Source organism: Paraburkholderia unamae, assembly GCF_003268775.1.
Classification (GTDB): Bacteria; Pseudomonadota; Gammaproteobacteria; order Burkholderiales; family Burkholderiaceae; genus Paraburkholderia; species Paraburkholderia unamae.
On sequence record NZ_QLSU01000014.1, the window covers coordinates 172,050 to 197,601 of the forward strand.

Annotated in this window: 21 protein-coding genes; 15 read left to right on the forward strand and 6 right to left on the reverse strand. The window is 65.2% G+C overall.

Annotation, left to right across the window (positions count from 1 at the left end):
- The first annotated feature begins 7 nt into the window (after nt 1-7).
- The 4 genes from C7401_RS23405 (at nt 8) to C7401_RS23420 (ending at nt 5,754) form a co-directional block, all read left to right on the forward strand.
- Nucleotides 8-3,196, forward strand: coding sequence for a multidrug efflux RND transporter permease subunit (locus C7401_RS23405; RefSeq protein WP_112173781.1), 3,189 nt, complete (start codon nt 8-10; stop codon nt 3,194-3,196).
- On the forward strand, nt 3,186-4,616 hold the full coding sequence (locus C7401_RS23410) for an efflux transporter outer membrane subunit (RefSeq protein WP_112173851.1): 1,431 nt from the start codon (nt 3,186-3,188) through the stop codon (nt 4,614-4,616). Before C7401_RS23405 ends, C7401_RS23410 begins: the two co-directional genes overlap by 11 nt.
- Nucleotides 4,617-4,676: 60 nt before the next feature.
- The gene (locus C7401_RS23415) at nt 4,677-4,943 is read left to right on the forward strand and encodes a helix-turn-helix domain-containing protein (protein WP_146757980.1); all 267 of its coding nucleotides are present in this window, start codon (nt 4,677-4,679) and stop codon (nt 4,941-4,943) included.
- Nucleotides 4,944-5,202: 259 nt separating this feature from the next.
- Nucleotides 5,203-5,754 carry a glutathione peroxidase gene (locus C7401_RS23420; RefSeq protein ID WP_112173783.1) on the forward strand — a complete coding sequence of 184 codons (552 nt, stop codon included), beginning with the start codon at nt 5,203-5,205 and terminating at the stop codon, nt 5,752-5,754.
- Between the two features lie 164 nt (nt 5,755-5,918).
- Here the strand turns inward: C7401_RS23420 and C7401_RS23425 are convergent, their stop codons facing one another.
- The 5 genes from C7401_RS23425 to C7401_RS23445 all read right to left on the reverse strand — a co-directional run bounded on the left by C7401_RS23425 (nt 5,919) and on the right by C7401_RS23445 (nt 12,203).
- Nucleotides 5,919-7,226 carry an MFS transporter gene (locus C7401_RS23425; protein WP_112173784.1) on the reverse strand — a complete coding sequence of 436 codons (1,308 nt, stop codon included), beginning with the start codon at nt 7,224-7,226 and terminating at the stop codon, nt 5,919-5,921.
- 44 nt (nt 7,227-7,270) lie between these two features.
- A complete protein-coding gene (locus C7401_RS23430; RefSeq protein WP_112173785.1) occupies nt 7,271-8,176 on the reverse strand; it encodes an NAD(P)-dependent oxidoreductase in 906 nt (301 codons plus the stop codon).
- Entirely contained in the window at nt 8,173-9,930 is a 1,758-nt protein-coding gene (gene ilvD, locus C7401_RS23435) for a dihydroxy-acid dehydratase (protein ID WP_112173786.1), read from the reverse strand. The genes C7401_RS23430 and ilvD overlap by 4 nt, the downstream gene beginning before the upstream one ends.
- Nucleotides 9,931-10,001: 71 nt before the next feature.
- On the reverse strand, nt 10,002-10,793 hold the full coding sequence (locus C7401_RS23440) for an SDR family NAD(P)-dependent oxidoreductase (RefSeq protein ID WP_112173787.1): 792 nt from the start codon (nt 10,791-10,793) through the stop codon (nt 10,002-10,004).
- Between the two features lie 27 nt (nt 10,794-10,820).
- The gene (locus C7401_RS23445; protein ID WP_112173788.1) at nt 10,821-12,203 is read right to left on the reverse strand and encodes an MFS transporter; all 1,383 of its coding nucleotides are present in this window, start codon (nt 12,201-12,203) and stop codon (nt 10,821-10,823) included.
- A gap of 177 nt (nt 12,204-12,380) precedes the next feature.
- On the opposite strand from C7401_RS23445, the gene C7401_RS23450 reads away from it, so the two are divergent.
- Nucleotides 12,381-13,331, forward strand: a complete 951-nt coding sequence (locus C7401_RS23450; RefSeq protein ID WP_112173789.1) for a LysR family transcriptional regulator — start codon at nt 12,381-12,383, stop codon at nt 13,329-13,331.
- A 166-nt stretch (nt 13,332-13,497) separates the two neighbouring features.
- Here the strand turns inward: C7401_RS23450 and C7401_RS23455 are convergent, their stop codons facing one another.
- Nucleotides 13,498-14,889, reverse strand: coding sequence for an aminotransferase-like domain-containing protein (locus tag C7401_RS23455; RefSeq protein WP_112173790.1), 1,392 nt, complete (start codon nt 14,887-14,889; stop codon nt 13,498-13,500).
- A 367-nt stretch (nt 14,890-15,256) separates the two neighbouring features.
- On the opposite strand from C7401_RS23455, the gene C7401_RS23460 reads away from it, so the two are divergent.
- The 10 genes from C7401_RS23460 (at nt 15,257) to C7401_RS23505 (ending at nt 25,328) form a co-directional block, all read left to right on the forward strand.
- Complete coding sequence (locus C7401_RS23460) at nt 15,257-15,739, forward strand: MSMEG_0572/Sll0783 family nitrogen starvation response protein (protein WP_112173791.1); 483 nt, start codon at nt 15,257-15,259, stop codon at nt 15,737-15,739.
- An 18-nt stretch (nt 15,740-15,757) separates the two neighbouring features.
- The gene (locus tag C7401_RS23465; protein WP_112173792.1) at nt 15,758-16,783 is read left to right on the forward strand and encodes a Nit6803 family nitrilase; all 1,026 of its coding nucleotides are present in this window, start codon (nt 15,758-15,760) and stop codon (nt 16,781-16,783) included.
- Complete coding sequence (locus C7401_RS23470; protein ID WP_112173793.1) at nt 16,734-17,855, forward strand: MSMEG_0568 family radical SAM protein; 1,122 nt, start codon at nt 16,734-16,736, stop codon at nt 17,853-17,855. The genes C7401_RS23465 and C7401_RS23470 overlap by 50 nt, the downstream gene beginning before the upstream one ends.
- A complete protein-coding gene (locus tag C7401_RS23475; protein WP_112173794.1) occupies nt 17,852-18,391 on the forward strand; it encodes an MSMEG_0567/Sll0786 family nitrogen starvation N-acetyltransferase in 540 nt (179 codons plus the stop codon). Before C7401_RS23470 ends, C7401_RS23475 begins: the two co-directional genes overlap by 4 nt.
- Nucleotides 18,388-19,440: a sll0787 family AIR synthase-like protein gene (locus tag C7401_RS23480; RefSeq protein WP_112173795.1), complete on the forward strand. Its 1,053-nt coding sequence runs from the start codon at nt 18,388-18,390 to the stop codon at nt 19,438-19,440. The genes C7401_RS23475 and C7401_RS23480 overlap by 4 nt, the downstream gene beginning before the upstream one ends.
- A gap of 20 nt (nt 19,441-19,460) precedes the next feature.
- On the forward strand, nt 19,461-19,742 hold the full coding sequence (locus C7401_RS23485; protein ID WP_112173796.1) for an MSMEG_0570 family nitrogen starvation response protein: 282 nt from the start codon (nt 19,461-19,463) through the stop codon (nt 19,740-19,742).
- Between the two features lie 53 nt (nt 19,743-19,795).
- Nucleotides 19,796-21,064 carry an MSMEG_0569 family flavin-dependent oxidoreductase gene (locus C7401_RS23490; protein ID WP_112173797.1) on the forward strand — a complete coding sequence of 423 codons (1,269 nt, stop codon included), beginning with the start codon at nt 19,796-19,798 and terminating at the stop codon, nt 21,062-21,064.
- Nucleotides 21,048-21,929 carry a Pnap_2097 family protein gene (locus C7401_RS23495; RefSeq protein ID WP_258397196.1) on the forward strand — a complete coding sequence of 294 codons (882 nt, stop codon included), beginning with the start codon at nt 21,048-21,050 and terminating at the stop codon, nt 21,927-21,929. Before C7401_RS23490 ends, C7401_RS23495 begins: the two co-directional genes overlap by 17 nt.
- Nucleotides 21,922-23,985: a methylmalonyl-CoA mutase gene (gene scpA / locus C7401_RS23500; RefSeq protein ID WP_181565663.1), complete on the forward strand. Its 2,064-nt coding sequence runs from the start codon at nt 21,922-21,924 to the stop codon at nt 23,983-23,985. The genes C7401_RS23495 and scpA overlap by 8 nt, the downstream gene beginning before the upstream one ends.
- Nucleotides 23,986-24,374: 389 nt before the next feature.
- Nucleotides 24,375-25,328, forward strand: coding sequence for an AraC family transcriptional regulator (locus tag C7401_RS23505; protein WP_112173799.1), 954 nt, complete (start codon nt 24,375-24,377; stop codon nt 25,326-25,328).
- The last annotated feature ends 224 nt before the right edge of the window (nt 25,329-25,552 follow it).

The following is a 25,552-nucleotide window of genomic DNA, read 5'->3' on the forward strand; positions in this document are numbered from 1 at the left end:
GCGCGACATGAACCGATTCTTCGTCCACCGGCCGGTCTTCGCGTGGGTGGTTGCGCTTTTCGTGACGCTCTTTGGCGGCCTCGCGCTCATGCTGCTGCCGGTCGAGCAGTACCCCGACGTCGCGCCGCCCTCGCTCACGGTTTCGGCGGTTTATAGCGGCGCGGACGCGAACACGCTGGACCGTACCGTCACGTCGATCATCGAAAACGAAATGAACGGCGTCGACAATTTTCTTTACATGTCGTCGCAAAGCCGCTCGAACGGCACGGCGCAGGTCACCGTCACGCTCAGGCCCGGCACGAATCTCGACGTCGCGCTTTCGCAGGTCCAGGACCGCGTGAGCCGCGTCGAGCCGCGCCTGCCGCTGGAAGTCCGGCAGGTTGGCGTGAGCGTCACGAAAGCGTCTTCCGGATTCTTGATGCTCGTTGCGCTGCAATCCGCCGATGGCTCGATCCCTGCGGTCGAACTGGGCAACTTCGCCGCCAATAACATCGTCAACGAATTGCGCCGCATTCCGGGCGTGGGCGACGCTCAGCTTTTCGGTTCGTCGTATGCCATGCGGATATGGATCGATCCGGAAAAGCTCGCCAGCTTCGGTCTTTCGGCCAACGAAGTGATGACGGCCATTCAGGAGCAGAACAGCCAGACGGCGGGCGGGGCGCTCGGCGATCAGCCCATTGCGCCGGGGGCGGAGCTCAATGCGCAAATCGTCATGCACGGCCGCTTTTCGACGCCCGAGCAGTTTCGCGAGGTCATCGTGCGCTCGAACCCGGACGGCTCCACGGTGCGCGTGGGCGACGTGGCGCGCGTGGAGCTGGGCAACGACAGCTACGGCTTTCGCTTTCGCGTGAACGGCAAGGAGTCCGCGGGGATCGCCATCCAGCTTGCGAGCGGCGCGAATGCGCTGGCGGTGGCGACCGCCGTGCGGCAGCGTCTTGCGCAGTTGCAGCCGACTTTCCCGAAAGGCGTGGCATGGGTCGTGCCGTTCGATACCACGCCGTTCATCACGACGTCGCTGAGCGGCGTGCTGCGCACGATGATCGAGGCGTTGCTGCTCGTGACGGTCGTTGTGTTCCTGTTCCTCCAGAAGTGGCGTGCAACGCTCATTCCCACCCTAGTCGTGCCGGTTGCGCTGATCGGAACGTGCGTGGGAATTTATTTGTTCGGACTCTCCATTAATCTGCTGTCGTTGTTTGCGATGGTCGTCGCAATCGGCATATTGAACGACGACGCGATCGTGGTGGTGGAGAGCGTGGAGCGCGTGATCCAGGAAGAGGGCTTGAGTTCGCGGCGCGCGACCATCAAGGCGGTCGGGCAGATTGCGGGCGCGGCGATTGCCAGCACGCTCGTGCTCATTGCGGTATTCGTTCCCATGGCCTTCTTTCCGGGCTCGACGGGTGCGATCTATCGCCAGTTCTCGGTCACGCTCACCGTCTCGATCTTTTTGTCCACCTTGCTCGCGCTCTCGCTGGGCGTGGCCATGTCGGCGGCGCTGCTGGGCAGCAAGGCGAAAGCCGATGACGGTACGGGCAAGCAGGCGGCCACGCGTTGGCCGGCGCGCATTCAGCAGCGCATTTTCGATGCGTTCAATCGCGGCATGGATGCGGCCACCGAGCGCTACGTGCTGGCGGTGCAGGCCATGCTGCGCAAGCCGGTGCGCTGGCTCATCGTATTTCTCGTCGTTTGCGTCGCGACTGGTTTCCTTTTCACCCGCTTGCCGCGCGGCTTCATTCCGGGCGAGGACCAGGGGCATATATTCGTCGCGTATACGGCAGCGCCTGGCGCGACGGCGCAGCGCACGCAACAGGTCGTCGATCAGGTCGAGGCTTTTCTCAGGCAGCAACCCCAGGTGCGCAATATCGCCTCGGTCACGGGCTTCAGCTTCTTCGGCCAGGGGCAGTCGGCGGCCATGTCGTTCGTCGACCTCAAGCCGTGGGCGGACCGGCCGGGCGCGGCGAATTCCTCGGCGGCGCTGGTTGGGCGCGCGAACGCCGCCTTCCGCAATATTCCACAGGCGCTCGTCTTCGCGCTCGATCCGCCGGCCATCCCCGCGCTCGGCAATGCGAGCGGCTTCACGATGAAGATACTGGACCGCAGCGGCGTGGGCGGCGCGGCGTTGCAGCAGGCGAGCGCGCGTCTGCTGGCGGAGGCCTCGCGCAGTCCCTTGCTGGTGGGCGTGCGCCCCGACGGTTTGCCGCCCGCGCCGCAACTCTATGTCGATATCGACCGCGTAAAAGCGCGCGCGCTGGGACTGCAAATCGGCCAGGTGAACAGCGCGCTCGCGCTGGCGTTCGGCGCGAATTACGTGAATGACTTCGTCTACGAGGGCAACGTGCTGCGCGTGCTCATGCAGGCCGACGCCGACCAGCGCATGCGGGCCGAGGACATCGGTGCGCTGCGGCTGCGCAACAACGTGGGCGAGATGGTGCCGTTCTCCGCGTTCACGAGCGTGCACTGGACCGCCGGGCCGCAGCAGGTCGAACGCTATAACGGTTTTCCGTCGGCAACGATTTCGGGCCAGGCCGCGCCGGGCCGCTCCAGCGGCGCCGCGCTCGCGGAGATGGAGCGCATCGCGGGCAATGTCCTTTCCGGCAGCCTGACGTACGAATGGACCGGCACGGCCTACGAGGAACAACAGGCGGCCGGGCAGATCGGTGCGCTGCTGCTGCTTTCGCTCGTCGTCGTGTTTCTGTTGCTCGCCGCACTCTACGAGAGCTGGGCCATTCCCATTGCCGTGCTGCTCATCATTCCGCTGGGTGTGCTGGGCGCGGTTCTCTTCACCATGGCGCGGCGCTTTCCCGCCGATATCTACTTCAACATCGGCCTCGTGACCATCATCGGCCTCGCTGCGAAGAACGCGATCCTGATCGTGGAATTCGCCATCAAGGAAGAGGCCGCGGGCAGCGATATCGTGAGCGCCGCGGTGAACGGCGCTCGCCAGCGCTTGCGGCCCATCCTGATGACGAGCGTGACCTTCGTGCTGGGCATGCTGCCACTCGTGCTCGCCACGGGCGCGGGCGCGGCGGGGCGGCAGGCCGTGGGCACCGGCATCATGGGCAGCATGCTGACGGCCACGCTGTTCGGCATCTTCTTTACGCCGGTGTTCTATGTGGTGGCGCGCAAATGGCTGAGCCGCAAACGCGCGCAGGGCGACGATGAGGACGATGCGCGGCCCGTGGGAGCGCATGATGCTTAAGACTGCCAGGTGGATGGCGATCGTCGCGTGTCTCGCGCTGGCTTCGTGCAATTTCGCGCCGCGCTACCAGCAGCCTGATCTGCCGATAGCCGGCGCCTACGAGAGCGCGGATATCGCCACGCCAGGCGGCGAGCGTCTCGCTTCCGAGCTGACGTGGGAGACCTTCTTTCGCGACCCGGCGCTCAAGCAATTGATCGCCAAGGCGCTCGCCGAGAACCGGGACCTGGCGGCGTCCGTCGCACGCATCGGGCAGGCACAGGCGCTTTATCGCGTGCAGCGCGCAGCGCAGTTTCCGCAGGTGGCCGTGGGCGCGGACGCCACCCGCACCAAGACGCCGCTCAACACCATCGAGCCGGAGCTTCCCAACAACAACACCTCGGTCCACTTCAACCAGTACAGCGTGCAGGTGGCCGTCACGTCGTTCGAACTCGACTTCTGGGGACGCGTGGCCAACCTCAGCGAGTCCGCGCGGCGCAATTATCTGGCGACGGTCGAGGCGAATGAGGCGTTCCGGCTCTCGCTCATCAGCAACGTGGCGGCGACCTATTACGCCATTCTCTCGGGCAACGAAGGCATCGACCTGGCACAGCACACGCTTGAAACGCGCCAGTACGCGCTGGAAGTCGCGCGCCTGCGTCTCGAAGCGGGCGCGACATCGCTCGTGGACTACGAGCAGGCGCGTATTCTCGTCACGCAGGCGCAGACGCAGCTCGCCGAGCTGCAAAGAACGACGGGCCAGCAGCGCGATCAGTTGGCTGTCCTGATTGGTGGGCCGCTGCCCGACTCCGCCGGCATGACGCAGCGCCATGTGCTCGCCGACGCCGACCAGTTCGGTACGCTCGACGCAGGCCTGCCTTCTTCCCTGCTCACGCTGCGTCCCGACATTCGCGCGGCCGAGCAGTCGCTGCGAGCCGCCGCCGCCGATATTGGCGCCGCGCGCGCCGACTACTTCCCGCGCATTTCGCTCACGGGCAATTTCGGCTATGTGTCTCCGGAGTTGAGCGACCTGTTCGTGCCGGGCAAGCAGGCGTGGCTCATATCCGGATTCGTCACGCTGCCCATATTCGACGCGGGCCGCCGCAGCGCGCAAGTGCGTCTGTCCGAAGCGCGCCAGACCGAACTCGTGGCGAACTATCAGAAAACCGTTCAGGTGGCGTTCCGGGAAGTCTCGGACGCCCTGATCGCACGCCAGCGGTTGCAGGAGCAAATTGCGGCACAGGAGCGGGCGGTGGCCTCCGAGGCGCGCCTGGCTGAGGCCGCCGAACTGCGCTACCAGAACGGCATTTCCATCTACCTGGAGGTGGTCGATGCGAAGCGCAGCCTGTTCGCGGCCCAACAGCAATTGATCCAGTTGCGCGCGGCGGCGCTGCAAAACGGTGCTTCGCTCTATGTGGCGCTTGGCGGTGGGCAGGGTGGTTGAGGAAAGGGGGGGCTGGCTGGAAATGTCGCGTTTTGTGCAGGTCGAGTGTCGGACATCCACATGGAAGCGCCGGCGATGAGCGCGACTGGGACGATCACGATGACGATGCGTGAAGTTGACCGATTCAAGGCCATTCAGGATGTGGTGGACGGCAGGCTCACGCTCACGCGCGCCGCAGAACGTTTCGGGCTGACGACTCGCCAGATTCGTCGGCGGGCGGCGCGATTGCGCGAACATGGGTCCGAAGGCCTCGTGTCAGGCAAGCGCGCGAGGCCGGGCAATTACCGGCCGCAGGCCGCAACAGCCAACCACGCGCTGTCTGCTTGACCTTGCCGCAGTGCGGAGCGACGTTGCCGGTGCGCATGCGCGAAGCGCTTCGCACCTGTTCTATTCGCGGCATCGAGGGCCCCTTCAGCGGGTCGAGTCCGCACGACGCGAGACGTCACCTTGCGCAAACCCGTCGCTCCTTGCGCTCCGCTGCCCGCGCTACGCTTGTCTCTTACCCCTGCTATGCTTGGCGACGATATCGGGGGCAACCGTGCCTTCGAACATCGCATCGACCGGTTCAAACCAGAAGGAGCTAGACATGAGCACGACGCTTTACGACATTCCCGTGAACGCGATCGACGGCACGCCCACGACCCTGCGGCCCTTCCAGGGCAAGGTGCTGCTGGTCGTGAACGTGGCTTCGAAGTGCGGGCTGACGCCGCAATACGAGGGCCTGGAGGCGCTCTACAAAGACAAGCGCGAGCGCGGTCTGGAAGTCCTCGCGTTTCCCGCAAACAACTTCAAGGGGCAAGAGCCGGGCGCGAATGAAGAAATTCTGGCGTTCTGCACCGCGACCTACGGTGTGGAGTTTCCGTTGTTCTCGAAGATTTCGGTCGTCGGCGCGGACCAGCATCCGCTCTATCACGAGTTGACCCTGGCACAGCCGCAAGCCACGGGTGACGGTCCTTTCCGCGAGCGGCTGAAGGGGTACGGTATCGAACCGAATCCCGCCCCCGACGTGCTGTGGAACTTCGAAAAATTCCTGGTGAGCCGCGAAGGCAAGGTGGTGGGGCGCTTCGCACCGAACGTGAGTGCCGACGACGCCGCTTTGGTGAGCGCGATCGACGCCGAGCTCGCGAAGGCGCCGTAAGCGCCGGCCCGGAAACTCGATCGAGCGGCTCCGCAACCGACCCGCACCGGTGTCGCCGATCACCGATGCGGTCGACCTGCGGCTGCCCCTCGCGTCGTCGAGGCGCTCCATAGGCTCGGCATTCGTCCATACACACTGACGGTGCCGATTCTGCGGCGAGGCCTTCACTCGGCCACGCCGATCTTCCCGCTCAACCCTTTGAGTGCGAACGTCGCGGCGAACGTGAGGAGCGCGCACGCCGTCATGAACCAGGCCGGAGCGAGAGGGGTGCCCATCTTGCCGATCAGCCAGGTGCCGATCAACGGCGCCGTGCCGCTGAAGATCGTAAAGCTGAGATTGAACGCGATCGCCACGCCGCTAAAGCGTACGCGCGTGGGGAACATGTCGGCGATGATGCAGGCGAACGTGCCGTTGATCAGCGCAGCGCCCAGCCCGCCCAGCAGCATCAGCGTGACGAGGTCCATGCCGTGCGCGACGAGCACCGAGTAGAACGGCAGCGACAGCACGACGAGAATCAGCGCGCCTGCGCGCATCAGCAGCCGCCGTGGCACATGATCGCCGAGATAGCCCACGATCAGGATGCCGATCGATGCCGTTGCGAGCGCAACATTCTGCGCGATCGCGACGGTGTGCGGATCGTAATGGAGCACCTTGTCGAGGTAGGCCGGCATGTGCGCGAACAGCAGGCCGTTGTAGCCCGCGGTGGCGGCCGTGGTGAGAATGCCGCACACCACGGCGCGCCAATGCTTGCGCCACAATTCCGTGAACGGGCGCTTCGAGGCGAGGTGCTTCATGTTCGCGAATTCGGGCGTTTCCTCGAGCTTGCGGCGCAGCCAGAACCCCAGCAGCCCGATCAGGCCGCCGAACACGAACGCAATGCGCCAGCCATAGGCGGGGACGTCGGCCGGTGCGAGCGCGGCGTGCACGAACAGGTTCATGAGCGCCGCGAGCAACACGCCGGAATTCACGCAGAAGAACACGATGCCGCAAACGAAGCCCGCCCGCCGGGGCACCGTTTCGACCACATAGGTGATCGAGCCGGGCAGCTCGCCGCCAAGGCAGAAGCCCTGGATGAGCCGCAGGCCGATCATCGTGAAGGTTGCCGCAAGCCCCCAGCTTGCGTAGGTGGGCACGAGACCCATGCCGATCGTCGAAAGCGAAACGACGATCACGGAGACGATAAACACGCGCCGCCTGCCATAGCGGTCGCCGAACCAGCTCAGGACCGCGCCGCCCAGGGGCCGCGACAGATAGCCGATGGCGAACACGGCGAACGACATGACCAGCGACATCATCGGGTCGAGCATCGAAAAGAACGCCGCGCCGATGAATTGCGCGAACACGCCGTAGACGACGAAATCATAGAATTCGAGCGCGCCGCCGAGGCTGGCAAGAATGATCAGCCGCCACTGGCTCGCGCTGAGGCGTTCACTGGAGGCGCCGAGCGCGGTGCTCGATTCGAGGGTTGGCATGCTTGTCTCCGTGTTTTTTTGGTGTCGATGAACGATGAGTAGGGCTAGTCGGGGTCGACGGTCGCGATTTGCGAAATGTCCGCGTCGGCCAGGCCTTGTTCGACGGCTCGCGTGAGCCAGCGGCGCACGAGCGCGGCGACGGGAAGCGCCGCGCCGTGCGCGCATGCGAACGCCTCGACGGCGTCGAGGTCCTTGAGCATCGTGCGGATCGTGCCGCTCGGTTGCACGGGCGCGAGGATCATACGCGGTTGCAGCGTTTGCAGCAGGACGGAATCGGCCCATCCGCCGGCGAGCGCGCTGGGTATGCTCGCGGCGTCGATGCCGGTGCGCTGCGCGAGCCGCGTGGCTTCCGCAATGGCGGCGATGGTCGTCATCACGATGACCTGGTTCGCGAGCTTGGTGGCCTGGCCTGCGCCGCTCTCGCCCATGCGCGTCACACGCGCCGCGTAGGCCGTCATCGGCGCGGTTGCGGTGGCGATGTGCCCGGCGTCGCCGCCCGCCATCACCGCGAGCGTGCCCGCCGTCGCGCCGGCCGTGCCGCCGGAGACGGGCGCGTCGATCCACGCGCCGCCCGTTTCAGCGCGCCATCGCCGCGCGAGTGCCTGGGCCTGCGCGGGCGCCATGGTCGAATGATCCGCGACGATTGCGCCGCGCCTCGCCCCGTGCGCGAGCCCTTGCGGGCCGAAGGCGACCTCTACGACCGACGCATGGTCGGCGAGACACAGCATGACGACGTCGCTTTGCGCGGCCACGTCGGCAGGCGTGACGCCAACGGCGGACATCCCCTGCGTCGTCGCGCACAGCGTGTGCGCCTTTTCCGCGGAACGGTTCCAGAGCGCGGTGTGATACCCCGCTTCGACGAGACGCCTGGCCATTGGCAGCCCCATCTTTCCCAGTCCGCAAAAGCCCACGCTCAACGCAGCTTGCTCGCTTTGCAAAGTGGTGCTCATACGGTGTCTCCATGCGTGGGGGCGTCGTAGGGCCAATCGAGGTTGCCCGAATGCGTGACCGCGCCCAGATGCGCGGGCCGCACGAGCGCCGCATACTTTTCGAGCACGCCGGCCAGTCGCTTCGGCTTGTGCGGGGGCATTTGCGCACGGCGCTGCGCAAGTTCTTCGTCGGCAAGCTCGACGTGCAGCACGCCCTCGCGCGCATCGATGCGAATGCGATCGCCGTCACGCAGCAGCGCGATCGGGCCGCCTTCGGCCGCCTCGGGCCCCACGTAGCCGATACACATGCCGCGCGTGGCGCCGGAGAAGCGGCCGTCGGTGAGCAGGGCGACTTTCTCGCCCATGCCCTGACCGTAGATCGCCGCCGTCACGCTCAGCATTTCGCGCATGCCGGGGCCGCCGCGCGGCCCCTCGTTGCGGATCACCAGCACGTCGCCTTCGCGATAGCTTCGCGCCGCGACCACCGCCATGCAGTCCTCCTCGCATTCGAAAATGCGCGCGACGCCCGTGAACGTCAGCGACTTCAGGCCCGCGATCTTCAGGCACGCGCCGTCAGGCGCGAGGTTGCCGCGCAGGATCACGAGGCCGCCGTTGTGCGAGAGCGGGGCGTCGCAGGCACGCACCACTTCGCCGTCGGGGCCGCTGAATTGTTCAAGCGCTTGCGCGAGCGTCGTGCCTTCGAGCGTGAGCGTGTCGCCATGCAGATGACCGCCCGTTAGCAGCGCGTTGAGCACGGCGGGCACGCCGCCCGCGTGATGGAGATCCTGCGCGAGATAGCGGCCACCCGGTTGCAGGTCGCCGATCAAGGGAATGCGCGCGAACACGCGTTCGACGTCGTCGAGCGTGAAGCGGATGCCCGCCTCGTGCGCGATCGCCGGGATGTGCAGACAGGCGTTGGTCGAGGCGCCCGTCGCGGCCACGGCGGCGCAGGCGTTCTCCAGGCTCTTCACGGTGACGAGGTCGCGCGGCAGCGGGCCGCCCGAGCGCAAGGCGCGCATCACGGTCTCGCCGGCGCGCCGCGCGATGCCGATGCGCTCGCTGTAGACGGCGGGCACCATTGCCGAGCCGAGCGGCGCGAGCCCCAGCGTTTCGGCCACCATCGCCATGGTGTTCGCGGTGAACTGGCCGGGGCAGGAACCGGCTGTCGGCGTGCATTGCTTTTCAATGGCGTCGAGTTCGCTGCGCGAGATGTCACCGCGCTGCGCGGCGCCCACGGCCTCGATCGCATTGAGGATGGTCGCCTGACGCTGAAGCCCGTGGCCCGCGCCGCCGGGAATCGCGCCCGGTGCGCTGCCGGGCAGCATCGCGCCGCCGAACAGGAACACCCCCGGAACGTTCACGCGCACCATGCCCATCAGCATGCCAGGGAGCGTCTTGTCGCAACCGGCCACGCCGACGATGGCGTCGTAGCCGTGCGCGCGCACGAACAACTCCACGCTGTCCGCGATCACTTCGCGCGAGACGAGGCTCATGCGCATGCCCGCGTGGTTCATGGAGGTGCCGTCCGAAACCGAGATCGCCGTGCCGCGAATCGGCACGCCGCCGCCCGCGGCCACGCCAAGGCGAACATTGTCGGAAACCTGGTTGAGCGACATGGAGCAGGGCGTGTTCTCGCCGAAGGTGTCGACGATGGCGACGAAGGGCTTTTGCATCGAGGCGTCGTCGAGCCCGGTCGCGCGCAGAAACGCGCGATGCGGTGCGCGCGTGACGCCGTCGGTCACCATCCGTGAGCGGTGCTTGTGAAGATCGGTCATGGTCGTATCGTGGAGATGTCGATTCGTTGCATGCGCAACGTGCAAGAATGGATTGGGCGATTTCGCCCGGGTCACGCGGTCACGAGCAAGAAGCCGTTTTCGGCCGCAATGACCTGGCCGGTGATCGCGGGCGCCTGGTCGGCCAGGAAGAATGCGAGATCGGCGATTTCCGAGGGCTGCGAGACACGCTTGAGCGGCGAGTTCTCCGTCATGCGGCCGAGCACTTCGCGATATTGCGAGGGTTCGAGCGAGCGCAGCAACAGGCCGTCGTCGACCATGCCCGGCGCGATCGCGTTCACGCGCACGCGCGGCGCAAGCGAACGAGCGAGCGAGAGGGTCATCGTGTTGACGGCCCCTTTCGAGGCGGCGTAGGCAATGGACGAGCCGGTGCCGTTCAAGCCCGCGAGGGAAGAGATATTGACGACGCTCGCGCTACGCGTCGCGCTCGCCGATTCGCGCAGCAGCGGCGCGGCGGCGCGCGTCATCTGGAAGAGGCCGATCGTATTCACACGATAGATACGCTCGAACTCGGCGGCGTCGATGTCGTCGAGCGCGTGATGGGGGATCACGCGCGTCGTGCCCGCGCAGTTGACGAGGGCGTCGATGCGCTGCCAGCGCGTTGCCACGGCGTCGACAGCGCGCCGGCAGGCGGCGGCGTCGGCAACGTCGGCGTCGAACATCAGCGTTTGCACGCCGAGCGTGCGGCATTGCTCCTCGATGGCGAACGCGCCGGGCCGCGTGGCGTCGTCGAAGTTGCCGATGGCGACGGACCAGCCCGCGCGTGCGAAACGAATGGCCGTGGCGGCGCCGATGCCGCTTGCGGCACCCGTGATCATGCAGACCGGAGCTGCGGTTTGCGTCATGTTGATTTCCTTGAACCAGGCGGTGAATCAGTGGCTGCCGGCAGCCGCCCCTTGAGGCGGCGGCGCGGCTCGCAGCGTCAGCACGAGCGCTGCGCCAATGAGCAGAGCGACAGCAATGGCGAGCATGCCCGGCAGCAGCTTGCCGCCGCTCAGATCGGACAGCCAGCCGACGAGGAACGGGCTCACGAAACCCGCGAGATTTCCCGTGCAATTGATGACGGCGATGGCCGCGGCGGCGCCCGCGCCGCCGAACAGCGCGGTCGGAATGCCCCAGAACACCGGCGCGATCGAATTGATGCCGATGGCGGCGACCACCAGCGCGGCGACGGCCACGGCCGGCGTCGCAGCGAACAGGACGGAGGCGAGCAGGCCGAACGCACCGAGCACGCAGCAGATCGCCACCGGCCGGCGGCGCTCGCCACGGCGATCGGCGTACCGCGCGATCGCCACCATCGCCACGATGCTGATGAGTGACGGCACGGCCGAAAGCCAGCCGATGTTGCTCACGCTGGCGACGCCGCTCGCCTTGATGATCGTCGGCACCCAGAAGGCGAGGCCGTAGTTGCCCATGGCGATGCAGAAGTAGAGCAGGCCGAGCAGCCAGACGCGCGGGCTCGCAAACGCACTGCCCACCGTTTGTTCGACGCGCGTGTGCGCGTCGCGGGCGAGGTCGGCCGTGAGCAGCGACTTTTCGGCGGCGTCGAGCCAGCGCACGGAGTCGATCCGGTCGTGCAGCATGAAGAACGCCGCGAAGCCCACGAGCAGCGAAGCGAGGCCTTCGACAACGAACAGCCACTTCCAGCCCGCAAGCCCGAGCGCGCCGCCCAGATGGACCATCACCCAGCCGGACAGCGGGCCGCCAATCGCGCCTGAGACGGGAATCGCCGCCATGAAGAGCGCGATGATCTGCGAGCGCCGTGTAGAAGGAAACCAGTTCGACAGGTAGAGCACGACGCCCGGAAAGAAGCCGGCCTCCGCCACGCCCAGCAGGAAGCGCAGCGTGTAGAAGGAGGCGGGCCCGCTCGCAAACATCGTGAGGCTCGACACGATCGACCAGGAGATCATGATGCGAGCGATCCAGCGCCGTGCACCGACGCGATTGAGGATCAGATTGCTCGGCACCTCGAAGATGAAATAGCCGAGAAAGAAAATGCCCGCGCCGACACCGTAGACGGTCTCGCTGAGTTGCAGGTCGGCGAGCATTTGCAACTTCGCGAAGCTGACGTTGACGCGGTCGATATAGGCGACGACGAACGCCAGAAAGAGAAACGGCACGATGCGCCGCGCGAGCTTGCGGTAGAGGGCGAGGCGCGCGGGATCGGTGGCGGGGTGGGCATGCGCGTGCGCCGCGGCGGCGACATCGGCGCAGGCGGCCGATGTGGCGTTCGCGCCGGATGGCTGGGTGCTCATGGTGTCTCCAGTGCGCCGGTGTGGCGTTCTCACCTGCCGGCTTTGTTATGCTTCGCCTGCATGTAAAACTCGCGACGAGCCTGAAGCGCAAGAGTAGCCGCCCGCGATGGACTGCCGCAAATCACTCTTTCGGTATCGCACATAACCAAATTGGTATACCGGATACGGGAAACCCCTATGCAAAACGACGCGCCCATCGACCGGTTCTTCCGCAGCGGACTGAAGCTCGCGCACTTGCGCATCCTCGTCGCGCTGGCCGATCTTGGCCAGGTCACGCGCGTGGCCGCGGCTTTTCACGTGACGCAGCCGGCCGTCTCCAGACAGATCGCCGAGATCGAGCAGGCAATGGCGGTGAGCGTCGTGAACCGGGTCGGCAATGCGCTCGAACTGACCGCCATCGGCACGGTGATCGTCGCGTGCGGGCGCGAGATACTGCGCCATCTCGAACTTGCGCGCCGCGACGTGAACGCGCTCGCCACGGGCACGGGCGGACACGTGCGCTTTGGCGCCGTGGTGACGATTCCCGAGCCGCTCACGGCGAATGCCGTGCAGCTCTTTCTTCGCCGCGCGCCGGCGGCGTCGCTGTCGTTCGTCGAAGGCACGCTGGACCGGCTCATCAAGATGCTCGACGAGGGCGAACTCGACATCGCCATCGGACGCAACCGCATACCGACCGCGCAAACGCAGTTGCGCCAGGAAGCGCTCCATAGCGAGCCGTTCGTGTTCGTGGCGAGCGCCCATCATCCGCTCGGGCAGGTCGATCAGGCCGTCGAGTGGGACGACCTGCGCAACTGCCGCTGGATCACGCCGCTGCACGGCTCGCCGGCCTATGCGACGCTGATCGAGACGCTCTCGTCGCACGGCATCGTGCCGGGCGCGAGCAACGTCGAATCGAGTTCGCTTTCGCTGAATGTCACGCTGCTCACGCACGGCGAATTCGTCGCGATCCTGCCGCTTTCCACGGCGCGCCAGCACGCCATGCGCGGCCACATGCGCATCCTGCCGCTGGCGCCGCTCGAACCGTTGACCGAGGTGGTTGCGTACTGGCGTGCCGACGCGCTTCAGGGCGCCGGGCAACTGTTCGTGGAGTGTCTCAAGGAAGCCGGCAACGAAATGCGCAAGGATTGAGCGGGGCGCAACGCCTGCGCTGGACCTTCAGTGGCCGTTCGACGATAGACAGTTCGGTTGACGATAGAGGAGAGCGCCATGAACGAGGTTTCGCTTATCGGCATCGCACCGGACGCACGGCTACCATGAACCGGATACACGGCGTTCTGCTCGATTGAGGTGTCCTCTATAGCAACGGCGAATGCAGATGATCGGGATGATCGAGCATGTCGGCGACGAGATGCAGTGACTCTTCTATTCCCAGCGCGTCGCTGGGACCGCCGAGACAGATGCGTACGGCGTTGGGTGGATTCCCGTCGGTGCTGAACGCCGCACCGGACACCACGCCAATTTGCTTCGTGCGCAGATGCGAAGCGAGTTCCGACGCGCTCCATCCCGTTTCGCGCGGGACCTTGAGCCAGAGGTGAAAGCAGTCCTTCGACGCTTCGAACTCGCGTGCAGCGAACACCTGCGCCGCAATTTGCTGGCGCACCATGCACTCGTTGCGAATGGCTTCAAGCATTTGCTGAGCCACCCCGCTCTCGATCCAGCACGCGGCGAGATGCGACATGTAAGGGCTCGCCATGACCGTGGTCGCGCGCAGCGCCCCCGATAGACGCTCGGCATGGCGCGCGCTCGGTGCAACGACGAACGCCACACGCAATCCCGCACCGAAGCACTTCGACATGCCTGTCACGTAGTAGGTGAGTTCGGGCGCGAGCGTTGCAAGCGCCACGGGCGGCGCTTCGCAGAGCATGCCGTACGCGTCGTCCTCGATGATGGGCACGTTATAGCGCAGCGCGATATCGGCGATATGCTCGCGGCGATTCTGTGAGAGCGTGCGCGTTGTCGGATTCTGAAGTGTGGGATTGCAGTAAAGCACTCCGGGCTTGCGAGTCTTGCAGAGCGCTTCGAACGCCGTGGCGTTGATGCCGTCCTCGTCGCGCGGCAACGGGGCGAGCGGCATGCCCAGTTGATTCGCGATCACCTTCAGGCCGGGATAGGCCAGGCAATCGGTGCAGATCGTTTCGCCGGGTTTCACGAGCCGCAGCAGCAGCGCAACAAGCGCGTTGTGAATGCCGGGGCAGACCAGCAAGCCATCCGGGCGATGCGAAGGCAGCGTGTGGCGCAGCCACTGGCTGGCCGTGCTGCGCTCGAACTGCGAGCCGCCAAAATCCTGATAACGCAACATGGACCACGGGTCGGCCGCGCCAACGATCCGTGCCGCCGATTCCGCGAGCAGCGCCCTCATGTCCGGCGGCTCGGGCGGCATGTTCATGGTCATTTCCAGCGCCGTACCCGCGCGCAGCGGCACGGCCGGTGGCCGGCCGCGCACATAGGATCCGCTGCCCGCGCGCGAATCGATCAGGCCCCGCTTGCGTGCCTCGGCATAGCCGCGCGCGAGCGTCGTGTAGTTGATCTTGAGTGCATCGGAGAGATCTCGCAGCGCGGGAAGCCGGTCACGCGGGCGCAAACGGCCGCTCGCAACGTCCTCTTCGATGAGATCGGGAATGGTCTGATAAACGGGCTTGTCGCTTTCGGCGAGCCGTTTCAGCCAGTGAGCGGTGAAATTCGACATGGAGCGTGCGCGTGCGATCGGGTGAAGATGGGCTCATTCATTCTAGTGAGAATCGACGGCGGAAAATAAACAATTGATTGTGAGTGATTGCATCGAATGATCCGAATTGATGCGCGCATGCACCGAAAGTGATTGCATATTGCCCAGCACCAGGGCGTGAGCCATTTCATGCGGTTTGCACGCCATGTCACGCGAAAGGGGGGGGCACGCACTTCACGAAAAAAATCTGCGTGGATCATTCGCGGCACGTCGAATTGATTGGGTATTGATTGCATGACGCGTGCCGCCAGATGGCATAGCCGTTGCAAAAAGAGAGGCGCCGGCCACGGGTCGGTCACAGTCCTCAATCATTCAACGGAGTCACATCATGCCCGCCATCACCACGCCCGCCCACAAGACCGGCGACTTTCTCGTCGACTATGAGGAGAAGGTGTTCGAGGACGTCAAGGCGGAACCCGGCGAGAAAGCGCTCGTCACGTTCCACACAGTCGCGTTCGAAGGCTCCATTGGCTTCGTCAACATGCTTCAGGCCACGCGGTTGCAGCGCAAGGGCTTTGAAACTTCGATTCTGCTCTACGGTCCCGGTGTGATGCTGGGGGTGCAGCGTGGTTTCCCGACGCTCGGCGCCGAAGCGTTTCCGGGGCATCTGAACTTCAACAACCAGATCATGAAGTTCATGGCCGAGGGCGGCAAGGTCTACGCGTGCCGTTTCGCGCTACAGGCGCTCTACGGCCACGGCGAGGCCTCGCTGATAGAAGGCGTGCGGCCCATCAATCCGCTCGACGTGCTCGACCTGAAACTGCTGCATCGCAAGTCGAACGCGCTCGTGATCGACACCTGGACTGTCTGAGCGCACACGGGTATCGCCATGTCGATCCAATCCACGAACCGCATCGTTCGCGCCGCCGCCGTGCAGATTGCGCCGGATCTCGAATCGTGCACGGGCACGCTCGCGCGCGTCGGCGACGCGATCGTCAGCGCCGCGCGCGAGGGCGTGCAACTGGCCGTGTTTCCCGAAACGTTTCTGCCGTACTACCCGTACTTCTCGTTCGTGCTGCCGCCCGTGCAGTCGGGCGCGGAGCATCTGCGGCTGTACGAGCAGGCGGTGACGATACCCGGTCCTGTCACGGAAACCGTCGGCGCGCTTGCGCGCGAGCACGGCATGGTGATCGTGCTCGGCGTGAACGAGCGCGATCACGGCAGCCTCTACAACACGCAACTCATTTTCGATGCGGATGGCCAGATCAAGGTGAAGCGCCGCAAGCTCACGCCGACGTTCCATGAACGCATGATCTGGGGGCAGGGCGATGCGGCCGGCCTGAAGGTCGCGCACACGGCCGTGGGGCGCGTGGGTGCGCTCGCCTGCTGGGAACACTACAACCCGCTGGCGCGATACGCGCTGATGACGCAGCACGAAGAGATTCATTGCAGCCAGTTTCCGGGCTCGCTGGTTGGGCCAATCTTTGCCGAGCAGATCGAAGTCACGATCCGCCATCACGCGCTGGAGTCGGGCTGTTTTGTCGTCAACGCGACAGGCTGGCTCAGCGACGCCCAGATCGCTTCCATCACCAGCGACCCCAAGCTGCAAAAAGCGCTGCGCGGCGGCTGCAACGCGGCCATCGTCTCGCCCGAGGGCCAGCACCTGGCCCCGCCGCTGCGCGAAGGTGAAGGCATGGTGATCGCCGATCTGGACATGGCGCTCATCACCAAGCGCAAACGCATGATGGATTCGGTCGGTCACTATGCGCGGCCCGAACTGCTGAGCCTCGCAATCAACGAGCGTGCCGCCACGCCTGTTTTCTCTCTCGACGACACGAGCGTCACCGCTTCATGGAGCTTCCACGATGAATGCCAGCGTCAATCTACCGGAATCGAGTCTGCGACTCTTGACTGAGCTGCAATCGAGCGGCCTGCGGCTCGCGGAGCCCGATGCCGAGGGCCTGTCGCGGCGCGGTGGGGCCGGTCCATCCGACCACAAGGCCGTGGTGATCGACGGCGTCGCGCTGATGGTGCCGGTGCATACGCACAGCGCGCACCAGTCCGCCTTCGTCGCCAACGCGCCGGACGCGAACGGCACGAGCCTGCTCACACGCGGCAGCATACCGGTTGCACAGATCGCCTTCGCCAAGCCACCGCGCTTCTACAAGCTGCAAACGCTCGATGGCGTACCGTACTCGCACATTGCCACGCTGCATGGCACCGACGTGCTCGCCACCACCGTGCTGCAAACCTGTATCCGCTACGAGAGCCGCAAGAAGGCCTGCAAGTTCTGCGCGATCGGGCAGTCGCTCGCGGCGGGGCGCACGGTCGCGCACAAGACGCCGGAGCAACTGGCGGAAGTCGCGCGCGCCGCGGTGCTGCTCGACAATGTGCGGCACATGGTACTCACGACCGGCACGCCGGCCACGCCCGACCGCGGCGCAGCCATACTCTGCGAGAGCGCGCGCGCGATCAAGCGCGCGGTCAATCTGCCGATCCAGGCGCAGTGCGAGCCACCTGACGACGACGGCTGGTTCGGACGCATGCGGGAGGCGGGCATCGACACGCTCGGCATGCACCTGGAAGTGCTCGGCGAGGCGGAGCGCGCGCACATCATGCCCGGCAAGGCAACGGTGCCCGTGAGCCGTTACATGGAGGCGTTCGAAGCGGCCGTGAGCGTGTTCGGGCGCGGCCAGGTGAGCACCTACCTGCTCGCGGGCCTGGGCGACACGCCGCAACGCATTCTCGACACCGCGCAGCAACTCGTACGTATCGGCGTCTATCCGTTCGTGGTGCCGTTCGTCCCCATCGCGGGAACCCCCCTCGAAGACCTCGCGCCACCCACGCCCGAATTCATGCGCTCGATTCTCGCACCGCTGGGTGCGATGGTTCGCGAAGCCGGTTTGCGTGCCGACGACATCAAGGCGGGGTGCGGCAAGTGCGGCGCATGCTCGACGCTCTCGTCGTTCGAAAAGGTGACGCCATGAACGCAGTGAGCCACTTCGACGACGAAATCGTCGTGCGCTGGGCCGGTGAACCGTGGGAGCGCGAAGGCGCGCTGGCGATCCGGCAGGCGGTTTTTTGCACGGAACAGGGCATTTTCGAGGGCGACGACCACGACGAGATCGACGCCGCGGCACAACTGCTCGTCGCCGTGCAAGGCACGCAGGGGGCTGCGTCCCGCGTGGTGGGTACCGTGCGCATCCATCGGGATCCTGTCGACGCTTCCACCTGGTATGGCTCGCGGCTTGCCGTGCGCGCGGACTATCGCCGGCACGGGCGCATCGGTGCGACGCTTATTCGTCTTGCCGTGAGCAGTGCCCACGCGCTCGGCTGCACAAGGTTCCTCGCATCCGTGCAGGCGCAGAACGCGCCGCTCTTTCGTCGCCTGCACTGGCGCACGCTTGAAGAGGTGATTGCGTTCGGACGTGCCCATCACGTTATGCAGGCCGATCTCGCGCATTATCCACCGTGCGCGACGCCCTATGCCGGCTTCCCTGTCGATCAGCGGAGGGCCGCATGACGCTCGACGCAATCGTGGAGACGATCCGGGCGAGTCGCGGTCTCGCGCACAAGACCGATATCGCGCCGATGCTCGCAGCGCTCGATGCGGGCCATGACGCGTCCGTGGTCATGGCCGCCGGAGACGACTGCGCCGCGATTCCCGATGGCGACGGCTATCTGCTCTTTGCCGCCGAAGGCATGGTGAGCGACCTGATCGAAGCGATGCCGTGGTTCGCGGGCTACTGCTCGGTGCTCGTGAACGTGAGCGATGTGTGCGCCATGGGCGGGCGCCCGATTGCGGTCGTCGACGTCATCTGGAGCCAGGGGATCGAGCCTGCGGCTCAGGTGCTCGAAGGCATGGCCGCAGCGTCGCGGCAGCTCGGCGTGCCCATTGTGGGCGGACACAGCAACGCGCGCAGCGACCGCACGCAACTCGCGGTGGCGATTCTTGGCCGCGCGCAGCGCCTGCTGTCCAGTTTCGAGGCGCGCGCGGGTGACAGGCTGCTGATGGCGGTCGATCTGCGCGGTGCATTCGTCGAGCCGTATCCCTACTGGAATGCGGCCACCGAGGCGCCCGCCGAACGCCTGCGCGGCGACCTTGCGCTGCTCGCGCAGATTGCCGAGGACGGTCTATGCGCGGCGGCGAAGGATATCAGCATGGCCGGCATCGTGGGCACCGCGATGATGCTGGCGGAGTGCTCGCGTGTGGGTGTCACGCTCGATCTGGCCCGCCTGCCGAAGCCCGAAGGCGTGCCGCTTGAGCGCTGGGTGGAGATCTTCCCCAGCTATGGCTACCTGCTGAGCGTGCGTGAGGAGCATGTTGCCGAGGTGATTGCGCGTTTCGAGGCGCGTGGCATCGCCTGCGCGGACATCGGGGAGATGCAGTCCGAGCCCTCGGTGGACGTGCGCTGGCATGGCGAGACGCGAAATGTCTGGCGGCTCGACGCACAGCCCTTCATCGTACCCGCCGACCGTCGCGCGACCCGGGCGTTCGCCCCGGCGGCGTGCGAGTCCGTGGTGTCCGCTGATTCCGCTGAGTCCCCCTTATCCACCGACAAGCGCTTCTAGCACTCGAACAGGAGGTATCCATGCCAGTCACTTATTTCGTCGTGCGTTGGCCGGACGGCACCGAGGCGCGCTGCTACTCGCCATCGAGTGTCATTCGAGACTATCTGCGCCCCGGCGAGTATCCGCTCGACGCGTTTCTCGGTGCCACACGTGATGCGCTAGCCGCGGCATCCGAGCGGGTGCGCCAGAAGTTCGGCTACGCGTGTTCGTCCGCGCTCGACCAGTGGGACGCGATCGAGCGCACCGCTCAACCCTTTCGGTCGCAACCGGCCGCGCGCGTGACCGTCGTGAGCGTCGATTGAATCACAGCATCGCGGCAGTGTGCCCGCCGCGACCATCGCACAAGGAGATTTTCATGTCCATTCAGGCGCCCGCCGCCAAGGCCCATTTCAGCGTCGCCATCATCGGCGGCGGTCAGGCTGGTCTCTCAATGAGCTATTGCCTGAAGCAGTCCGGCATCGATCACGTCGTGCTCGAAAAGCGCACCGTCACACACACCTGGCGCGAACAGCGCTGGGACGCGTTTTGCCTCGTCACGCCGAACTGGCAGTGCGCGTTGCCGGATTATCCGTATCGCGGCGACGATCCGAACGGTTTCATGAAGAAGGACGAGATCATCGCCTGGCTCGACGGCTTCGCCCGGCACGTCGATGCGCCCGTTCGCGAAGGCGTGGCCGTCACGCGCGTTGCGCGCCGTCCGCAAGGCGGCTTTCTCGTGCAGACATCGGACGGCGTATTGAGCGCCGACCAGGTTGTCGTGGCGTCAGGTGGCTATCACACGCCGATCATGCCTCGCATGGCCGAACGGCTGCCCGCCCACATCGCCCAGATCCAGTCGTCGGAATACCGCAACCCGGCCGCGCTGCCCGAAGGCGCGGTGCTCGTGGTGGGTTCGGGACAGTCGGGCGCGCAGATCGCCGAGGACCTGCATCTGGCGGGTCGCAAGGTGGTGCTCGCGGTGGGCGAGGCCCCGCGCTGTGCGCGGTTCTATCGCGGCCGTGACGTGGTCGATTGGCTGGCGGACATGAAGTATTACGACATGCCGGTCGAGGAGCATCCCTTGCGCGAGGGCGTGCGCGACAACACCAATCACTATGTGACGGGGCGCGACGGCGGCCGTGATATCGACCTGCGCAAGTTCGCCCGCGAAGGGATGGCGCTTTACGGCGCGCTCGAAGATTACACGGCCGGGATGCTGCGATTCGCGCCGAACCTGCGCGCAAATCTCGACAGCGCTGACGAGACCTACAACCGCATCAACGCGTCGATCGATCGTTTCATCGCGCAGGAGGGCATCCAGGCGCCGCCTGGCGAGGCGTACGAGCCGGTGTGGAAGCCGCACGCGGAGCGCGAGTTGCTCGATCTGGCGGCGAGTGGGATCGGCAGTATCGTCTGGTGCATCGGCTTCCGGCCGGACTTTGGCTGGATCGACCTTCCGGTGTTCAACGGGCGTGGATATCCGGGCCACACGCGTGGTGTCACGGCGCAGAGCGGCCTTTATTTTCTCGGGCTGCCGTGGTTGCATACCTGGGGTTCGGGGCGGTTCTCGGGCGTTGCACGCGACGCCTCGTATCTCGCGGAGCGGATCGTTGCGCAGGCGAGGCCCGATGCGCGCGCGGCGTGAGACCGCGCCCTCGCCCGGACGGACGCAGACGCCGGCCGGGTCGCGCACGCACTACGTCGCCGGCATGCCCGAGCTGGCCTTCGCGGGGCTCTCGGAGCAGTGGCTTTTGCGCACCTGCGGCCAGTTGCACTGGAACGCGCTGGCCGGCCAGGCGGGGTTCGCCACACCGGACTTCTTCGACGACGAAGGGCAGAAGTCGTATGCCGCGTTCACGGCGATCCGCGTGCGTGAGGCGCGGTTCGAAGAGGTGGGCGAGCATCAACGCTTCGCCATCGAAGCAGACGTGCAGCGCATCGCGCACGCGAGGCATTTCGGTGTCTTTCGCGTGTTCACACCCGAGAGCGCGATCGCCCGTGTCGAGATGATCTCCACTTTCGTGCGCCGTGAGCACAGTGGTGACAATCGTTCGGTATGCAGAGCGATGTTCGACAGTGCGCCGCAACGCGTGACGCCGCCCGGCGCCGGCGAACTCGCGGCCCAGGCGAAGCGCTTTCGCACGGGCGACTGGACGCGTCACGGACGGCTCGACCGGATGCAACACGCCACACAGCATGTCGTGGAGTACCTGCCATGTCCGTCACTCGATTTCAACGGCGCGCATCTGCTGTACTTTGCCAGCTTCCAGTCGATGGTCGAGCGCGCGGAATGGCACTGGCGCTCGGCGCCGCAATCCGCGCCGCCGTGTCTCGTCGAGCGGGACATGGCTTTCTACGGCAACGCCAACGTGGGAGACCGTCTGACGCTTTCGTTTGGCGCGCGCCATGCCGGCCACGACGGTCTTTCGCACTGGTGCTCGATAGCGCGCGCGGGGGATGGCGTGCGCATTGCCGATGTCGTCACGCACAAAAGGTGGTCGCATGAATGACACGGCATCCTTGCCGCGCAAGCCGCTCTATACGCCCGCGGATCTCGAAGGCGTGCCGTGGCTCGACGCACGGCCGGGCGAGTATCCCTATCTGCGTGGCGTGCATGCGAGCATGTACACCGGGCGGCCCTGGACGATCCGGCAATACGCGGGTTGTGCCGACGCGGCCGCGTCAAACCTCGCGTACCGGCGCGCGCTGGAGGCGGGTGCAACAGGGCTTTCCATCGCCTTTGATCTGCCGACCCATCGGGGCTACGACTCCGATCACGGCGACGTTGCCGCCGATGTGGGCCTGGCCGGAGTCGCCATCGACTCCGTCGAGGACATGGCTCGCCTGTTCGACGGCATCGCGCTCGACCGGGTCTCCGTTTCGATGACGATGAGCGGCGCCGTGCTGCCGGTGTTCGCGGCCTTCATCGTCGCGGCCGAGGAGGCGGGTATCGATGCGATGCGGTTACGCGGGACCATCCAGAACGATATTCTCAAGGAATTCATGGTGCGCAACACGTATATTTTCGCGCCGGAGCCTTCGATGCGGATCGCGACGGACGTGGTGCGCTACGTGCTCGATCACATGCCGCATTTCAATGCGATGTCGATTTCCGGCTATCACATTCACGAAGCGGGAGGGGACAGCGTGCTTGAACTCGCGCTCACGCTCGCGAATGCGCGAGAGTACGTGCGGCGGGTGGTCGAAGGCGGCGCCGAAGTGGATGGCGTATGCCGCCAGTTGAGCTTCTTCTTCGCGGCAGGGCGCGACTTCTTCGGCGAGATCGCGAAACTGCGTGCGGCCCGCGTACTGTGGGCGGAACTGGCGCGATCGCTGGGTGCACGCGAGCCGCGCGCGATGCAGTTGCGCATGCATTGCCAGACTGCCGGATCGACCTTGACGGCACGACGCGCGCCCAACAACATCGTGCGCACCACCGTCGAGGCCATGGCGGCAGTGTTCGGAGGCACGCAGTCCTTGCATACGAATGGTTGGGACGAGGCGCTGTCGCTGCCCGGCGAGGACGCAGCAACTCTCGCGCGCGATACACAACTGATCCTTCAGCACGAGATGGGTTTGTGCGAAGTGGTCGACCCATGGGCCGGTTCTTATCTGATGGAGGCGCTCACGGCACGCACTGCGGACGCCGTGCGCGCCCTGATTGCCGAAATCGATGCCCACGGCGGTGTGATCGCCGCGATCGATTCGGGCTGGGTGCAAGCACGTGTGCATCAGGGCGCCGCGCGCACTCAGGCTCGGATCGACGCGGGCGAACACGTGGTGGTGGGTGTCAACCGTTTTCGCTCCAACGCAGATGAAGAGAGCGGCAGCCACGAAGTCGATGGACGAATGGTGCGCGCGCTTCAGTGCGATCGATTGCGCCGGTTGCGCGAGGGCCGCGACACGCAACGTGTGCGTGTCGCGCTGGAGCGGCTCACGCTGGTCGCGCGTACCGGTGAGGGGAATTTGCTGGCCGCGACGATAGCGGCAATTCGTGCGCGCGCAACGGTTGGTGAATGCACGGCGGCGCTGGAACTTGTCTGGCCGCGCTGGACCGCGGCACTGAGCGGCGATGCCCGTGCGTATGGAGATAACCGCAGGGGAGACGAGGCGTGGGAGGCAGTGAAGGCTTCTGTTGCACGCTGGCGCCGCGAGAGCGGGCGCGCGCCGTGCCTGGTGATGCTCAAGCTCGGCCAGGACGGTCACGACCGCGGAGCGCGTGTCGTCGCCGCTGCGCTCGCGGATGCGGGCTTCGAAGTCGAAATCGGCCCGCATTTCATGACATCGGCTGTGGCTGCGGAGTGGGCCGCGCTGCGTTCGCCCGATATCGTTGGTGTTTCGACGCTCGCGGGCGGCCACTTGAGTCTGGTGCCGGCACTCATCGACGCGATGCGCGCGCGGGGCGTCGAAGCGCCTGTTGTCGTAGGCGGCATCGTTCCGCACGTGCATCGCGAAGCACTGAAAGCGCAGGGCGTAGCGGCGATATTCGGCGCGGACACGCCGCTCGATGAAATCGTTCGCGATCTGTTGTGCGTTGCGAGCCGAACGAAGACGCCTTTAGCGTGACGCGGGCCACCGCCCGGCAACCAGCAAGACGGCACTCAGGCAAACGCCAAGCGAGCCGACGCCGGACCTTGCGAGGGTGAAAATGTGCAGTGCACAGACTCGGCTACGGCTTTGATTTCATAAGGGAAATCCCCACGTTTTTTCAACAAAAAAGGTATAGAACAATACCCAAAAGATGTTGGACGCTAACGCGATCACTGTCTATTATCCGATCGAATCAAGGTGCACAAGTGTTTCTGTAGGGCCAGCACAAGGTCGACCATGCCAGGAGACAAACAGCGTCACGAGAGGCCTGCGCGGCTTCCCGCAGCGATTTCCAATGGGCTGAGGTCGGGTCTGGATGAATAAAGAAGCGTTCCCCCTTCAATCAACACGGTAGCTTGACCTCCATGCCGTCTTTTTATTTATCGCGCAAAAGCGCTGTGTTCGATGGAGCAGACCCTCGGGAAGTCTCCGATTACGTGAACCACGCGGTCGGCCGACATTCAATTCGTGTGTCGGCCAAGACGCAGCCTGGCGCACGTCTTCTGTTAAGGAAGGTGTGCGAAATAGGACTGTGCAACATCAGTTACGGTGCCAGAGTCGAAATCTCGACAGAATCTCTTCGCGATTCCTATCAATTGCAGGTTCTATTGCGCGGAACCTCCATGTGGACAGGCGACCAGAATACCTACGAGTTCAACCCCGGTGAATTTCTCGTCATCAACCCCGCAGACCCTGCGCGTGTGCAATACTCAAGCGACTGCGAGAAGCTTATCGTCACGCTGCCGGTTGACGTGGTGGAGGCGATGTCTTGTGAAGCTAACGATAGCAGAGGCGATAAGCGCGTACGGTTCCTCCGCCCGGTTCAGACGCTTGCATGTGTCGACGGACTCGCCGGCTTGCTCGCCCTGATGTGCGAAGAAAGCGAAAACGCCACATGCAGCCCGGAGATCCAGCGTCAGTATTCGCAGATCCTGGTTCGCAAGTTGCTCACTCAGCTCGAAACGAACGTGCTTGAGCGACAGACACATGAACCCAGCGTGGCCTTCGAGAGGATAAAGAAGTACATACTGGATCATCTCTATGATGACCTCTCGCCTGAGACCGTGGCCTTTGCATCAAATGTCAGTTTAAGAAAAATGTATGCGTTATTTAAATTACATGCAAAGGAAAGCCCTCGCAGTTTCATTCAACGCCTGAAGTTTGACCGCGTTCGCGCTGATCTTCTGAACGCACGCACTTCGGACAGCGTTACGGAAATTGCCACCCGCAACGGCTTCTCACACCTCAGCCGTTTCTCGGCGGCTTACCGCGCTCGCTACGGCGAATTGCCGTCCCATACCCTTAGCCGTTCCCGGTAGGATCCGCCAGTTATACATGATGACCGTCCTGGCGGTCATCGGCGATCGTGATGGCACGCTCTGGACTGCCCTGCACGATGATCGACTATTCCGTGGCAGAACCGGAGCGTCGATGGTTTAAGTTCTCTTCTAGCCTTGCATGGATGACCGCTGCCCTGAAGCTCAGGTGACACGTCGCGCCACATCTTCCGGGGCAAGCGGTCGAGATCGATTCAGCAGGTTAT